Origin of the sequence: Amycolatopsis sp. MtRt-6 (assembly GCF_017308975.1) — a bacterium.
Classification (GTDB): Bacteria; Actinomycetota; Actinomycetes; order Mycobacteriales; family Pseudonocardiaceae; genus Amycolatopsis.
The window spans coordinates 41,459-55,948 of sequence record NZ_JADWPD010000026.1; the positions used below are offsets into that span (position 1 = coordinate 41,459).

General features: G+C 75.0%; 10 protein-coding genes. 1 reads left to right on the forward strand and 9 read right to left on the reverse strand.

All coding sequences use genetic code 11. The features are described from left to right. Positions 1-117: 117 nt before the first annotated feature. The 9 genes from I4Q55_RS34580 to I4Q55_RS34620 all read right to left on the reverse strand — a co-directional run bounded on the left by I4Q55_RS34580 (position 118) and on the right by I4Q55_RS34620 (position 12,392). Entirely contained in the window at positions 118-3,057 is a 2,940-nt protein-coding gene (locus I4Q55_RS34580; protein ID WP_206794108.1) for a LuxR family transcriptional regulator, read from the reverse strand. Between the two features lie 111 nt (positions 3,058-3,168). After that, on the reverse strand, positions 3,169-3,375 hold the full coding sequence (locus I4Q55_RS34585) for a hypothetical protein (protein WP_206794111.1): 207 nt from the start codon (positions 3,373-3,375) through the stop codon (positions 3,169-3,171). Next, positions 3,368-6,478 carry a type 2 lanthipeptide synthetase LanM family protein gene (locus I4Q55_RS34590; protein ID WP_206794113.1) on the reverse strand — a complete coding sequence of 1,037 codons (3,111 nt, stop codon included), beginning with the start codon at positions 6,476-6,478 and terminating at the stop codon, positions 3,368-3,370. The genes I4Q55_RS34585 and I4Q55_RS34590 overlap by 8 nt, the downstream gene beginning before the upstream one ends. An 85-nt stretch (positions 6,479-6,563) precedes the next feature. Next, positions 6,564-7,262, reverse strand: coding sequence for a 4'-phosphopantetheinyl transferase superfamily protein (locus tag I4Q55_RS34595; RefSeq protein WP_206794115.1), 699 nt, complete (start codon positions 7,260-7,262; stop codon positions 6,564-6,566). After that, positions 7,259-10,423, reverse strand: coding sequence for a S41 family peptidase (locus I4Q55_RS50315; protein ID WP_206794117.1), 3,165 nt, complete (start codon positions 10,421-10,423; stop codon positions 7,259-7,261). Before I4Q55_RS50315 ends, I4Q55_RS34595 begins: the two co-directional genes overlap by 4 nt. Further along, complete coding sequence (locus I4Q55_RS34605) at positions 10,420-11,001, reverse strand: GNAT family N-acetyltransferase (RefSeq protein WP_206794119.1); 582 nt, start codon at positions 10,999-11,001, stop codon at positions 10,420-10,422. The genes I4Q55_RS50315 and I4Q55_RS34605 overlap by 4 nt, the downstream gene beginning before the upstream one ends. Next, on the reverse strand, positions 10,989-11,426 hold the full coding sequence (locus I4Q55_RS34610; protein ID WP_206794120.1) for a hypothetical protein: 438 nt from the start codon (positions 11,424-11,426) through the stop codon (positions 10,989-10,991). Before I4Q55_RS34610 ends, I4Q55_RS34605 begins: the two co-directional genes overlap by 13 nt. Further along, positions 11,419-11,874 (reverse strand): GNAT family N-acetyltransferase, encoded by a 456-nt coding sequence (locus tag I4Q55_RS34615; protein ID WP_206794122.1) that lies wholly within the window; start codon positions 11,872-11,874, stop codon positions 11,419-11,421. The genes I4Q55_RS34610 and I4Q55_RS34615 overlap by 8 nt, the downstream gene beginning before the upstream one ends. Continuing rightward, on the reverse strand, positions 11,871-12,392 hold the full coding sequence (locus I4Q55_RS34620) for a hypothetical protein (protein WP_206794124.1): 522 nt from the start codon (positions 12,390-12,392) through the stop codon (positions 11,871-11,873). The genes I4Q55_RS34615 and I4Q55_RS34620 overlap by 4 nt, the downstream gene beginning before the upstream one ends. A 502-nt stretch (positions 12,393-12,894) precedes the next feature. Here I4Q55_RS34620 and I4Q55_RS34625 point away from each other — a divergent pair. Further along, positions 12,895-14,469, forward strand: a complete 1,575-nt coding sequence (locus I4Q55_RS34625) for a condensation domain-containing protein (protein ID WP_206794126.1) — start codon at positions 12,895-12,897, stop codon at positions 14,467-14,469. Positions 14,470-14,490 lie beyond the last annotated feature (21 nt).

The window sequence follows — 14,490 nt, forward strand, 5'->3', positions numbered from 1 at the left end:
CGCGTGAAACCCCCGTATCAACGCGATCGGGGTCGATCATGGCAGCGGGATTTCGGGAAGGTCAACCGGCCGGGGGCCATGATCACTCGTTTGTCCGAATCATCCGGTTGCGCGCCGTCAGACCTCCGAGGCCGACGAGTGCTCGGCCGCGAACCGGGCCAGCTCGGCGCGGTCGCGGACCGAGGTCTTCATCAGCAGGGCCGCCACGTGCTTCTCCACCGTGCGCGGGGAGATGTGCAGGCGCGCCGCCAGCGCCTTGTTGCTGAGCCGGAACGCCAGCAGCTCGAAAACTTCGAACTCGCGCAGCGTCACGCCGATCGCGCGCAGGCTTTCGGGCACCCGTTCGGTTCCCGTGCGGCGTTGCTGCACGGACGCGCCGGCCCGGCGCAGCAGGGCGCGGCACGCGCTGGCCACCGGGATCACGTCGGCGCTGTGGAAGTGGCTTTCGGCTTCGCGCAGCCATTCCGCGGGCTCGCCCCAGCCGTCGTCGACGGCGGGCTCCGCGGCCAGGCGCAGGCCCAGCGGGCGGGCGACGCCGAACGGGCCGGCCGCCTGTGCCGCGCGCCGCATCGCCGCGGCGGCGGCCTCGGGCGCGTGGTCGCGGCCGTGCAGCACCGCCTCGGCCAGCAGCACGAACTGGCGGTTCCAGCGCATCCCGCCGGCGGCACCGCCGGCGACGCGCCGGTGGTCGGCCCAGGCGGCGTCGCCGGCGATGACGTCCAGCAGCAGCTTCAGGCCGTGGGTGCCGGCGAGGTGGAACGTGCTCTGCTGCCGCGCCTGGTCGGCGGCGAGCGCCTCCAGCTCGCCACGGGCGGTGTCGCGGTCCTCCTCCAGCAGCGAACAGAAGACCTGGGCCAGCCCGCGCGCGAGCGGCGCCTCGGGGCCGGAACCGCCGCCGCCGCGCCGGAAGTCGCCGAGCGCGGCCTCCATCGTCCGGCGGTCGCCGCGGTGTCCCGCGAGCACCGCCTGTGCCATTTGGACATACCGGCTGACGGCGAACAGCTTGATCCGCGACGCCTCCGCGTAGCACGCGTCGAGCCGCGACCCGGCCTCCGCGAACCGGCCGCACAGCACGGAATGCAGGCCCAGCACGGCTTCCGCGTTGTAGGCGAGGCTGATCCCGCCGGTGCGCAACGCCTCGGCGCGCGCGGTCTCGAGCCCGGACGGGTCCGCTTCGGACAGCCAGGCGTTGCCGCCGAGGCCGACCAGCGCGTAGTTGCGCCAGTTCGTCAGCCGGTGCTCGGCGGCGCTGTCGAGCATCCGCCGGAAGCACTCGTCGGACTCGGCCATGTCCCGCTCGCGCACGACGAACCCGACCGCGTAGAGCGCCTGGCACGCCGTGGCCGGCGAGCCGATCCGCTCGGCGCCGTCGACCGCGCGGCGGCCCAGCTCTTCGCTGCGGCGCACCCGGTCGGGGGCCGGCCCGGACATCGAGAGGTAGGCGTCGACGGCGTCCACCGCCACGGACTCCTCGTCGAGCCCCGTCTCCGGCAGCAGCGCCCGCGCCGCGGCGACCTGCTCGAAGCCCTCCGCCCAGCGGCCGGCGACCTGCGCCGCCCACGCCAGGCGGACGTGCACCCGGATCTGGCGCGCGGGATCGCGGCCGTCGGCGGGCCGCAGCGAGCGGGCGACCTTGACCGCGCGGTCGAACTGCCCGGCCTCGGCCAGCGCGAACAGCAACAGCTCCAGCAGGTCCCGGTGACGGCCGGACTGCTCGGCACCGCGGCCCGCGTCGTCGCCGAGCAGGTTCACCGCGTGCTCCAGCACCGCGATCGCCGACCCCGGCGCCCCTTCGGCCAGCGCGCGTTGCGCGGCCTCGCGGTAGAGGTCGGCGGCGGCCCAGCGGTCACCGGCGCCCAGCCGCAGCGACGCGGCCAGGCTGCACAGCTCGCCCGGCAGCTCGGGGTGCAGCTCCACCACGGCGTCGGCCGCCTTCGCCGACAGCGCCACGCGTTCGGCCGGGTTGAGCAGGGTCAGCAGCGCTTCGGCGGTGAGCGGGTGGCGGAAGGCGTACCAGTCTTCGCCGCGTTCGTCGGTGGTGAGCAGCTGGGCGGCGACGGCGGACTGCAGGTGGCCGAACAGGCTGCGGTCGTCCAGCTCGCTCACCCGCTGCACCACCGAAAGCGGGAACCGGCGGCCGAGCACCGCGGCGATGGCGAGCAGCTGCTTGCCGCGTTCGCCGAGGCGGTCGGCGCGGCGGGTGATGATCGTGACGAGCGTCGAGGGCACGGCGCTGCGGCCGTGCCCGGTGAACCGCCAGCCCGCGGCGCCGTTCACCAGCTCGCCCGCCGCCACCATGCTGTGCAGCAGTTCCTCGACGACCAGCGGGTTGCCGGCGCTGTCGGCGAACAGGCGCTCGGCCACGTCGGCGGACACCTGGTCCGGCTCGGCGCCGAGCGAGGAGGCCACCACGTCGCGCACCTCGGCGGGGCCGAGACTGTCCAGTGGCATGAGGAAACCCTCGCCGCGCCGGGTGACGGCGTAGGCCGCTTCCAGCGCGGGCGAGGGTTCGGCGCGCAGGGTGGCCAGCACGACCACCGGTTGCGTGCGGACGTTGGCGGCCAGGTACTCCACCACGGCCAGGGTTTCCACGTCGGCGTCCTGGAGGTCGTCGACGACGAAGAGGCAGCCGCGGCCCGCGCCGGCCAGCCCGGTGAGCCGCAGCGTCGCCTCGGCGAGCACGACGAGCGAGGAGTCGCCCGCGGTGTCGGCGCCGGCGGCCCAGTCCGGGATCAGCCTGCCCAGCACCGACCGGTACGGCCCGAGCTGTTCGACCAGCTCGCGACCGCCGCCGGTGCGGGCGAGGGACAGCAGTGCTTCGGTGAGCGCCCGGAACGGTACGGCGGGCCCGGTGGTGCTGCCGCGTCCCCGCAGCACCACCAGTCCCGAGTCCAGGGCGTGCCCCACCGCTTCGGCGGCGAGCCGGGTCTTGCCGATACCGGGTTCCCCCGTGACGAACACGGCCGATCCGGAAGAGCGGCGAGCGTCGTGCAACACCCGCCCGATCTCTTCGATCTCCGTTCCTCGGCCGACGAGAGCGGGGGCACGGGTGCGCATGCGCCAACCTTAGAGACCGGACTCACGAATTCGGTGGTTTTCCGGTGGAGGTTCCACTGTTCGGACGGCAGGATTGGCGTTGTTGTCACGCTTTGTGCCGTAGTGAGCACGTCACGCGTGCGTGTGGTTGCTCACCACGGTGCTGATGTCCATCGTGACCATCGCGGCACTGGCCACGCCGAGGGTCAGCCCGGCGAGAATCCCCGCCCGGACACCGATCTTCGTTCTGACAGCGGGTGCGGCCGCCCCGAGCGGGCTGCCGGCCTCCGCGGCGGCGGGGGTCGTGTCGAATTCGGCGGCGGTGGTGTCGTTACGCATCTTCACTCCCGAGATGAGGTTTGTTTCGCGGTTGTTTCCCAGTAAGGCCCGACGGTTCAAGCAGGAGAACCGACGGAACCCGTTCGGCAAAACCGACCCGCAACAACCCGAAACCGATACCCCCGGTTCCGGTCAGCAGACCGGGACTTGCTACTCCGTGCGGAGTACCGCACTGGAGCCCGTGCCCTTCCACCGCGCCCACGAGGCGCGAAGTCGCCCTCCGCAAGGCGGAGACCGACGGTTCGTGGCCCTGTCCGGCCAGCACCACGAGTGCTTCGAGGGTGCCGAGCTCGCCGTGGCAGAGCGATTGGTCGACCGACGGCGGCCGGGCGGCCACCGCGGCGGAGAACGAGTCCGCCGCGCGTGCGGCGGAGCGCGGCCCGGCAAAGCCCGGCGTGGCGGCCATGGCGAGCACCCGACCGGCCAGGCCCGAGCACCAGCCGAGATCGACGGCGGCCGGGTTTGCCGTGGTGGCGCCGGTTTGGCCGAGGGCCCAGTCGCCGGCCGCCGGGTCTGCTGCGGTGGCACCGGGTTGGCCCGGGTGCCGGCTCAGGTTGCCGGTCATGGGGTCTGCTGTGGCGCTGGTCCGGCGCGGGTGCCGGCCCGTGCTGCCGGCCGCCGGGTTCACTGCGGTGGTGCCGGTTTCGCCCGAACGCCGGCTCCGGCCGCCGGCCGCCGGGTCCGCTGTGGTGGCGCCGGTCCGGCCGAGGGCCCAGTCCACACCCGCGGCGCCCCAGAGGAAGCCGGGTGCGGTCGGGCGTGGGGTGCCGGCGAGGCGCCGGGCGAGCGTGGCGGCCAGCGCGGCCGCTTCGGGCAGCCCGCTTTCCGCGTACACCGCGTGCATCGCCGCGAGAGCGCCCGCGGTGCCTTCGCCCACCCCGGCCGGCGCGGCCACGTCGGCGGCGGCCGTCGCGGCGATCGCGGCGGGCAGGCAGGCGGTGAGCGCGCTGTCGCCGAGCAGGGAGGCCAGCCGGGCCAGCGCGTAGCAGATTCCGCCGAGGCCGAAGAACCCGCCGGAACCGACTTCGCGGGCCAGCTCGGGGTGCTCGGCGAGCACCTCGACGAGCACCGGCAGCGTGCGCACGGCCTTCGCGGCCAGCTCGGAGTACCGCGCGGTGCCGGTCAGGTCGCCGAGCTGGGCCAGGAACAGTGCCGTGCCGCAGTAGCCCTCGGCGAGCCCCGCGCCCATCGGCAGCACCAGCCAGTGCCGGCCGTCCAGGAGCTCGAGGCCGACCCAGTTGGCCCGGCCTTCGTCGTGGGCCGCGCGGGCGACGAGGTCGTCGCCGATGGCGGAGGCCAGCGCGAGCAGGTGCTGGCTGTCGGGCACGACGGCGGCCACCGCGCCGGGCAGCGGCGCGCCCGCACTGTGGCGGACCTCCGGGCGCCGGGTGGCGAGCGTGGCTTCGACGAACCACTCCTGCTCGCGCAGGTCCTCCGCGCACAGCTGCGCGATCTTCGCGCGGGCCTGGTCGAGGCCGCTCGCGGCCAGCAGGCCGGGCAGCACGGCGCCGGTGCCGGTGGTGACGTCGACCGAGTCCGCGGCGGCGGTGAACACCGGCACGTCGCCCGCGCACAGCTCGGCGATCTCGTGGGGCACGAGCGCGGGCAGGTGGGCCTTCCCCTGGTCCTCGGCGAGCGCGGCGAACGCCTCGGGCCGGGCGGCGCCGGCGGTGAGGTGCGCCGGGTGCGTCGCGGCGGTCAGCAGCGTCGCGTACACCTGCGTCGGCCGCATGACGAGCCGGATCTCCTCGCCCGCGAACCCGGCCAGCGCGCCGCCGAGCAGCTCGGCGCGGCGGTCCACCAGGGACTCGTAGGCGGCGCGGAAGCCGCTCAGCAGGCTCTGCCGGTACATCCCGGCGTCGACTTCGGCGCCGGCGAGCACCGGGCGGTTCGCGCCGCCGGCGTAGGGCCGGGGGCCGTGGGCGAGGCGCATGTCGTCGGTGCCCGCACCGGTCCAGTGCGGCACTTCCCCGGGGCTCTGCTCGCCGTTGCCGCCGCCGAACGCCGACACGTCGAGGGCGCCGTGTTCGCCGAGCATCAGCGTGGGCAGCAGGGCGGTGCGGGCCACCGAGCGGTGCAGCGCGGCGGCGGCCGGGTCGGGCCCGTTGCGGGTCAGCGCGGTGAACGCGGGGTGGAACAGCGTCTCGACGTCCACGAGCATCGGCTGGTCGCCGCACGCCACGAGGTTCTCGCAGTGCATGTCGGTGGCATCGAGGGCGTAGAGGAGGGCGAGCAGCGCGCCTTGCCTGCGGTAGAAGAGCTCGACGCCGGCCTGGTCGGCGCACGGCCGCGCGGGGACGTACTCGGCCCAGCCGTAGCCGTCGCGGGCCAGCACGCCCAGCGGGCGCGGCGCCAGCCCGGGCCGCTCTTCGGCGAACCAGCGCAGCAGGTCGCCCCACCGGGCGAGCAGCCCGAGCGGCCGCGGCTTGTAGACGAGCCGCCGTCCGTCGGCGAAGCCGAGCAGCGCGACGGCGCGGCCGCCGGAGTGCACGTCGCCCGCCCCCAGCGTCAGTTCGCTCAGTTCGGCCGAGCTGCCCGCGAGCAGGCCGTCACGCAGGGCGGCCCGGTCCGCGGCGAAGCGCGTGAGCAGTTCGGCGACGGCGTCGACGGTGCGCAGGCAGGTCTGGGCGAGCAGCCGCGCCAGCAGCGGGTGGCGGCCCAGCACCTCGGTGAGGTGGCCGCGGCCGCCGAGCAGGCGCAGGAAGTCGACAAAGCGGTCCCGCCCGGTGGCGCCGCGCAGCAGGCCGGCTTTCCCGGCCGAGTGCAGTTCCACCACGAAGGTCCGGGCGGCGAGCGCGGTGAGCTGCCCGCAGAGCCAGGTCTCGACCCCGGCCCACAAGCGCTCGGCGGCGGGCACCCGCGCCACGAGCAGCTCGCGGGTGGCGGCGGCGAAGGGCAGCACGGCGTGCCGGAAGACGCGATCACCGCCGGCCTCGACGGGAGCGGGCCAGTCGCCTTCGACGGGCAGCGAAGCCAGCACCTCGTCGGCGAGCAGCGCCCAGGCGGGCCGGTCGCCACCGGCCTCGCCGGGAAGGCGAGCGGCGGTCCACCAGGCCGGTGCCTCGTGGGGGGCCTGCTCGGGGCGCTCTACTGTCTGGCTCACGCCGAGAAGATTCGCACTCAGGGAGATGCGCGTACATGGGTACTCGCTACCCAGATTGGGTCCCCTGCGCCGGGTGGGGGAAGGGCTACGGCCTCCCCGCGGTCGTCGATACGTCGAGTAAGGCCAGGTCACGCCGGTGCACGGCCCGCACCGGCACGGTCGTGGCCAGCGCCGCGACGTGACCGCCGGGAACGGCGAGCGAGCGCAGGTGCACGGGTTCGCGCGGCCAGCCCGGCACGTCCGAACGGGCGAGTGGCCCCCGCACGTCCACCCGCGCGGGGGCGGCGGCCAGGCCGAGGCCGGCCAGTTTCATCGCCGCCTCCTTGCGGGTCCACGCCGTCAGCAGCCGGCCGGTCCGCTCCGCCGGGTCCGCCGCCGAGAACTCCCGGTGCTCCGCGGCCGACAAGACCACGCCCGCCAGCCCGGCGGGGTCGGCCGCCGCGGCCGGGGCCTCGACGTCGGCTCCGATCAGGCCCGCCGACGCCGTCGCGAGCAGCAGCAGGCTTCCCGTGTGGGAAACCGAATACGCCGGGGCGCCGGCCAGCCGCGGCCGGCCGTGCCCGGGGTCGCCGCAGTGCTCGCAGGACCGGTCGGCCACCACTGCCGCCGGCGGGACACCGGCCGCGAAGGCACCCCAAAGCCGTTGCAGCGCACGAGAAGTCACGAAAACGTCCGCGGCCGGGGACGCGGCCAGCCGGGCCCATCGAGCGCGCTCGGCGTCGTCGAGCAGGCCAACCCACTCCGGCCGGGGCCGGATCGGCACCAGCCAGACGTCGACGTTCACGGCGCCTGCGGCAGCAGCAGCGCCGCCCGGGGTGCCGGAAGCTCCTCCGACGGCGAACCCAGCTCCGTCAGCAGGTGCGCGACCGCCGCCGCCAGCTGGTCGTCCTCGCCCGGCAACAGCCGGTCGGGCGCCGGGACCACCGCCAGGTCCGGCTCCACGCCGTGGTTCTCCAGCGAACCACCCGCGTCGCCGAAGCGGTAGCGGAACTCGGGCTGGGTGGTGACCGTGCCGTCCACCAGCCGGTGGCGTGGCCAGGTCGCGATCACCCCGCCCCAGCTGCGCCTGCCGATCAGCGGACCCAGCCCCAGCGCGCGGAACACGTGCGCGAAGATCTCGCCGTCGGACCCGGTGTGCTCGTTGAGCAACGTCGCCATCGGGCCACGGGGGGACTCCGTGGGGTACGGCGCCGTCCCGCTCCAGCGGCCGTGCTCGGTGCCGGTGCGGCGGCGGGCCAGCCGGTCGAGCAGCAGCGGCGACACGTGCCCGCCCGTGTTGAACCGGACGTCCACGATCAGGCCGTCGCGGTCGAGCTCGGTCAGGAACCCGCGGACGAAGTCGGCGTACCCGGCCCGCGTCATGTCCGGCACGTGCAGGTAGCCCAGCCGCCCGCCCGACACCGTCCGCACGTACGCGCGGTTGCCTTCGGTCCAGTCCAGGTACCGCGCCCGCGCCTCGCCGGCGCACGCCCGGACGACCACGCGGTGCTCGGCGCCGGCCCGGCGCACGGTCAGTTCCACCTCCCGGTCGGCCTGCCCGACCAGCAGCTCGCCGGGACCCGGCGGGCCGACGCGGCGGCCGTTGACCGCGACCACGGCGTCGCCCGCCCGGATGTCGGCGCCGAGCCGGGCGCACGGCGAACCCGCCTTCGGGTTCCACGGGTCGCCACGCAGGATCCGCGCGATCCGCCACGACGAGCCGTCGGGCGGGGTGTCCCAGTCGACGCCGAGGAAGCCCTGCGCCTCGTCCGGCCCGGCGCGGTACTCGCCGCCGCGTTCGAACGCGTGGGACGTGCCGAGCTCGCCGTGCAGCTCCCAGATCAGATCCGACAGCTCCGCACGGCACGACACCAGCTCCGCGAGCGGCGCGTACCGGTCGTACACCGCATCCCAGTCGAGGCCGGACATCCTCGCGTCCCAATAGCCTTCGCGCTGCAGCCGCCACGCCTCGCGGAACATCTGCCGCCACTCCGCCGACGGGTCGAAGGGGACCTTGACGCGCCCGAGGTCGACCCAGCCGGTGGCCGGGCCCGGCTCTTCGCCGTCGGGCGGGTCGCCGGCGACGTCGGCGCGCAGCACCCGCAGCCTGCTGTCGGTGCGGTGCAGCACGACGTCGCCCCGGACCTCCAGCTCGTCGACCGCGCCGAGGCAGCCCGCGGTGACGCGGCCGGTGCCGAGGTCCACCAGCGACACCGTGCCGTCGCCGCCCGAGTCCGGGTGCGCCGGGTCGGGCGCGGACAGGGGCACCGACAGCAGGAGCACCTTCCCGGGCAGCGCCGCGATGTCGCTGTAGCGGCCTTCGGGCACCGGGAACGCGGCCACCCGCCGGGAGATCCCGTCGAGGTCGATCTCCACCCGGCCGTCGCCGCGCGGGGCGGGCAGTGGCGGCCCGGGCACGGCGGCCCGCGTCTCGAACGGCGACTCCGCGTCCGCCCGCAGCGTGATCAGGTACGGCCGGGAGCCGAACGGGAACCCGACCTCGAACTGCACCTGGTCCAGCTCCGGCGTGAGGTCGCGCTGGCCGAGGAAGTACAGGTACCGCCCGGACGGGTCGAACGCCGGGCGCGCGTCGCGCACCACCGGCTCGGTCACCCGGTGGGTGCGTCCGGACGCGGTGTCGGCGAGCTTGATCGACGACGTGCGCGGCGACTCCGGGAACGTGTAGGCCAGCCACCGGCCGTCGGGCGACCAGGCGAGGTCCTCGATGCGCTCGTGCTTGCTCGCGTCGAGCAGCCGGGGCCGGGGGAGCACGTCGGCGGTGTCCACGATCCACACGCGCTGGCGGCTGGTCGCGAAGGCGACGAGCCCGGAGGCGGGGGAGGCGGTCAGCTCGGTGATGTGCCCGACGCCGCCGGCCACGAGCGCCGGGGCGTCCTCGCCGCCCTCGGCGTCCATGAGCACGATCCGCTCGTCCGGGCTCTCGTCGGCGGCCACGGCGACCAGCTGCCGCCCACCGGCCAGCCAGCGCAGCAGCCGGTAGCGGACGCCGTCGGCGCTGCCGTGCCCGCGGACCGGCCCGGACCAGTGCGCGAAGGTGAACGCCTTGCCGCGGGCGGTCACCGCGAGCCGGGTGCCGTCGGGGGACAGGCGCGCGCCGTCGAGGTACTCGCCCGCGGGGGCGAACCGGCGGCCGCGCTGCGGGGCCGCGCCGCCGAGGTCGACCTCGACCGGCCGCGCGCCGCGGTCGTCGAGCAGGTGCAGCCGGGCGCCCGCGGTGTAGACCAGGCGGGTGCCGTCGGTGGTGAGCCCGCGCGCGTAGTGGTCGTGGTGGTCGGTGTGGCGGCGCAGGCCGGTGCCGTCGGGCAGGCACGAGTAGACGTTGCCGATGCCTTCGTGGTCGCTGATGAAGTGGACGCGACCGCCGGCCCAGCACGGGTCGGCGACGTTCCCGGGCAGCGCCACCAGCGGCGTGAACGGCCCGGTCTCGTGCTCGGCGTACCACAGCTCGCCGGTGCCCCCGCCGCGGTAGCGCTTCCAGCGCGCGGGATCCGCGGTGTTGCGGCCGACGACGACGCCGGCACCGAAGGCGATCGTGTCGGCCGGGCCGAGCCGCAGCGGCCGCGCGGGACCGCCGGCCGCCGCCACCGAGAACAGGCGCGCGCCGAAGCCGGACGGCTGCTCGGCGTCGGTCGCGTAGAGCACTTCGCCGGTGTGCGGGTGCCAGCCGACGGTGACGCAGCGCCCGGCCTGGTGGGTGAGCCGTCGCGGCGGGCCGCCCTCGGCCGGCATGACGTACACCTCGGCCGGGCCGTCGTAGGTGCCGACGAACGCGATTTCCGTGCCGTCCGGGGAGATCCGCGGCCGCCGGGCTTCGCCGGGACCCGCGGTCAGCCGGTGCGCCCGGCCGCCGGCGGCGGGAACGGACCACAGGTCGTCCTCGCACGTGAAGTACAGGGTGTCGCCGGCGACCGCGGGCGTACGCAGGTACCCGGCCCGCCCGCTCACGACCGGGCCTCGATCCGCTCGCGGATCCGCTCGGCCAGCTCCCGGCGGCGTCGCTCTTCGGACGCCTGGTGCCGCTGGACGTCCTCATCGGACAGGGTCCAGTAGCACGCCGTCCGCCACTGCCCGACGGTGTGGGAGTCCCGTTCGCACCGGACCTGGTGCTGGGCTTCCAGGGCTTCGGCGGACAGGAACATGGTGTTGTGCGTGAGGACCTGGTTGACGATCACGCGCATGTTGAGCTCGTCGCGCAGGTGCTTGTGCACCGCGTAGACGGCGAACGCGCCGAGCCCGCGGTCGCGCGGCAGCACGCCGAAGGACAGTTCGCAGCACTGGGCGCGCCAGTCGATCGAGGTGATCCACGCGAACCCCATGACGCGGCCGTGCGGGCCGCACACGGTGAAGATGCGCTTGGTGCGCTGCTCCTCGGCGATGGTGCGCAGCTGCCGGGCCGCCAGGCCGCCGTCGGCCGAGCCGACGGCGAAGTCGGTGAGGTTGGCCGTGAACCGCGCCTCGCGCAGCAGTTCCGTGCGCAGCGGGACGTCCTCTTCGGTGAAGTGCCGGACGGTCACGATCGGCATGGCTCCTCCTTCACCAGGACCAGGACGTCGTGGAACTCGTGGCCGGCGTAGTGGTGGCCGGGCAGCACGCCGGTGCGGGCGAACCCGGCCCCGAGGAACGCGGCGGCCCCGTCCTCGGGGACCAGGGCGACGAACGACGTCCGGCGCTGGTAGGTGGTGAGGTGCCCGAGCAGCGCGCGCACCGGCTCCGGGCCGGCGGACGTGCTCGAGACGTAGGCCTGGCGCGGCTGCGCCCGGTTCGGCACGCAGCCGACCACGGCGCCGCCCGCGGCGTACACCTGGGCGCCGCGGCGGGTCAGCTCGCGCACGAGCAGCGCGTCGTTCTGGGTCACCGGGTCGGTGCCGAGGAACCCGCGCGCGGCGTCGCCGGCGCGCCGCAGGCCCTGGGCGGCCTCGGCGGGCGAAAGCGGCCTCAGCTCAGTCATGGCGGATCGTCCCCCAGATCTCCCGTGTGGCGGGTGCGCCGTCGAACCAGGTGGCGGCCGGGACGACCGCCTCGCGCCGGAACCCGGCCGCGGCCAGCGCGGCCGACCCGGGCCGGGCGGCCGGGGTGACCCAGCCGTGCAGGCGCCGCAGGTTCAGCCCGGTGAAGCCGTGCTCGACGGCGGCCCGCAGTATCGAGTCCACATCGGACAGTGCGCTGTGGACGCCGATCTCGACGCGGGCCCGCCGGTGCACCCAGTCGATGCCCGTGTAGCGGACGAAGGCACCGTCGGTGACGCACAGTTCCTCGTCGTCCCCGGCGGGCGGGGGCACCTCGGTCGGGCCGGCGAGCGCGGGCCAGTCCGCCAGGGGCAGCCCGAGCAGCTCGCCGGCGAGCCAGGGCCCGCTCAGCAGGTCGCGGTCGGTGCCGCGGTATCCGCGCAGTTTCATGACTCCGCCCAGACCTGGGAGAAGAAGACCGTGCCGCGCCGACGGCCTTCGTGGGTGGTCACGCCGGCGAGCGTGCCTTCTTCGGTGAGTCCGGCGGAGCGCGCGAAGGCGAGGCCGGCGGGGTCGAACTCCGGGAACCGGACCGACAGCCGCACCAGCTCGTGGCGCCACCGCAGGGCGCGCACGATCTCGCGGTAGGCGTCGCGCCACCAGTGCGCCGGGGCGTCGGAACGCAGGCGCAGGTGCAGGACGTAGTGGCAGCCGTGTTCGCTGCCCTCGTTCTCGAGCGCGTACAGGCCGAAGGGCTCGCCGTCGGCGCAGAGCACGCGGGTGTCGTCGCCGAGGAGCCGGTCGATCTCCCACTCCGGCCGCGTGCCGGGCCGGTCGGTGCGGAAGAAGAAGCCGGGGTCGGCGAACAGCGCGAGCACGTCCGCCCGGTCGGCGTCCGCGCAGTCGCGGGCCGACCAGCGCGGCAGCGCACGGTCCACGGACGGCGCGGCGGGCGCGATCGAGGTCATGGCCCCTCCCGGGCTGGTGGAATGCGGGTAAAGCCCGCGGGCACGGCACTTTCACGAGAAAGCGCCGCGCCCGCGGTGGCCACAAGCCGGGCACTTTCACGGGAAAGTGCCCGGGTCGGGCGGCGGCACCTTCACGGGAAAGTGCCGCCGTCCCGCCGGGTGTCACGCCTCCTTGGCGGCGACCTTCGAGGCCTCCTTGGCCGCTTCCTTGGCGGCCTCCTTGGCGGCGACCTTCGACGCGACCTTGCTGGCGACCTTCGAAGCTTCCTTCGACATGAGTGCTCCTCATTCCGTTGACGGTATTTCCCCGCGGATCCGGTCGGCAGTTCCTGCGTTCCGGCGGGGCCAACCCAGATTCACCGACGAACCGTTGCGGGTCAAGGAAAACCCCGACCCACCCGGTGTCATGTTCGTGCCACGGAGAAAGTGCCACCGCCGGGGGCTAACCATTTCCGCCGAAACCGCCCACGATCGGCGTACGACGATTCGGTTGGAGGCCCCCGTGGTGAAAAGCGCGAACCTCTGCTGGGGACAGCACCACCACCTGCTGCGGTACCTGCGGGTGCCGGCGCCGTCCCGGCACGAGGCGCACATCGGCACCAGCTACCCGCTGCCCGCGGGCTGCACGGTCGCGGCCGTCCGCACCGCGCTGACGCACCTGGTGCGCCGGCACGAAGTCCTGCGCACGGTCTACGACCTGACCGGCACCGCGGCGGACGGGCGTGCCTGGCCGCGCCAGCTCGTGCAGCCGCCGGCCCCGCAGCCCGTCGTCGAGGCGACCACGGAGGACGCCGTGGACGTCATCGCGCGCCTCACCCGCACTCCGTTCGATCTGGCCCGCGAGTGGCCGATGCGGGCCTGCGTGGTCACCACCGGCGGCCGGTTGGCGCGCCTGCACCTGGTCTTCAACCACCTGGCCTTCGACGACGTCGCCCTCGACCGCCTGGCCGCCGAGCTCGACGAGCTCCTGGCCGCGCGCACCGAGGGCCGGCCCGCGGTGCTGGACCCGGTCGAACACCAGCCGGTGGACCTCGCCCGCTTCGAGGAGAGCCGCACCGACGCCGACATCGAACCCGCGCTCAGCCACTGGCGCGAGATCGTCAAGAAGCTCCCCGCGGACGTCTTCTCGAAGCGCCGCAAGGATTCCGAGGCCGCACACAGTGCTTCCTTCACCGTGCCGACGCTGCTGTCGGCCGCCCGGGCGATCGCCGCGCGCGAGCACGTGTGGCCCTCGGCCGTGCACCTGGCCGCCTATGCCGTCACGCTCGCCGCGTACACCGGCGAAACGCTGGTCGCGCACCGGATGTACACGAGCCAGCGGGACGCCAGCGGCTTCGGCGGCGCCGTCACGTGCCTGTCCTACCCGACGCCGGTGCTCGCCGACCTCGGCGGCGATCCGCGGTTCTCGGCCGTGGTCAAGGCGTCCGCGACCCGCGTGAGCGAGGCGATGACGCACGCGCACGTGCCGTACGACCGCGTGTACGAGCTGATCGCCGAGGAGGGCGTGCGCGTGGTCGCCGAGCTGAACTTCCTCGACAACGCGCCGCGCTCGTGCCGGGCCAAGCGCGACCGGTACGCGGTCAACGCGGCCCCCGCCGACTGGGCGCAGGCCGGCTCGGACAGCTACTTGCGCGTCTACGAATGGGCCGATGGCATCACCCTCGCCCTGCAGGCCCTGGACGCCGTCATGGACGCCGACGCCGTCGAGCAGTTCCTGCGCGGCTACGCCCGGCTCGTCGAAGCGCACCGCGACCCCGGCACCGACCTGCGGGTCAGCGAGGCCGCCGCGCTCCTCGGGTTCACCCCGGCGGAGCCACCGCGGGCCGGCACCCGAGTACCCGAGCGAACCGGAACCGCGCCCGCCGAGCGCGTCCTCACCGAGGTCGTGGCCGAAGTCAACGGCATCGAGCGCGTCGACCCCGCCCGCAGCTACCTCGGCGCGGGCGGGCGCGTGCTGCGCCTGCCCCGCGTGGTCGAAGCCCTGCACGAGCGCGGCTGGTCGGCCGGGCTCGTCCCGTTCACCACCGCCCGCCCCCTGGCCGCGCTCGCGCACGAGCTCGTGCCGTCCCGCGGCTGAGCCGGCAGAAGAGGAGGAAAC

Excerpts from the sequence above, each read along its gene's own strand:
- I4Q55_RS34580 (WP_206794108.1), bottom strand. The coding sequence starts at position 3,057 with ATGCGCACCCGTGCCCCCGCTCTCGTCGGCCGAGGAACGGAGATCGAA.
- I4Q55_RS34585 (WP_206794111.1), bottom strand. The coding sequence starts at position 3,375 with ATGCGTAACGACACCACCGCCGCCGAATTCGACACGACCCCCGCCGCC.
- I4Q55_RS34605 (WP_206794119.1), bottom strand. The coding sequence starts at position 11,001 with ATGCCGATCGTGACCGTCCGGCACTTCACCGAAGAGGACGTCCCGCTG.
- I4Q55_RS34610 (WP_206794120.1), bottom strand. The coding sequence starts at position 11,426 with ATGACTGAGCTGAGGCCGCTTTCGCCCGCCGAGGCCGCCCAGGGCCTG.
- I4Q55_RS34615 (WP_206794122.1), bottom strand. The coding sequence starts at position 11,874 with ATGAAACTGCGCGGATACCGCGGCACCGACCGCGACCTGCTGAGCGGG.
- I4Q55_RS34620 (WP_206794124.1), bottom strand. The coding sequence starts at position 12,392 with ATGACCTCGATCGCGCCCGCCGCGCCGTCCGTGGACCGTGCGCTGCCG.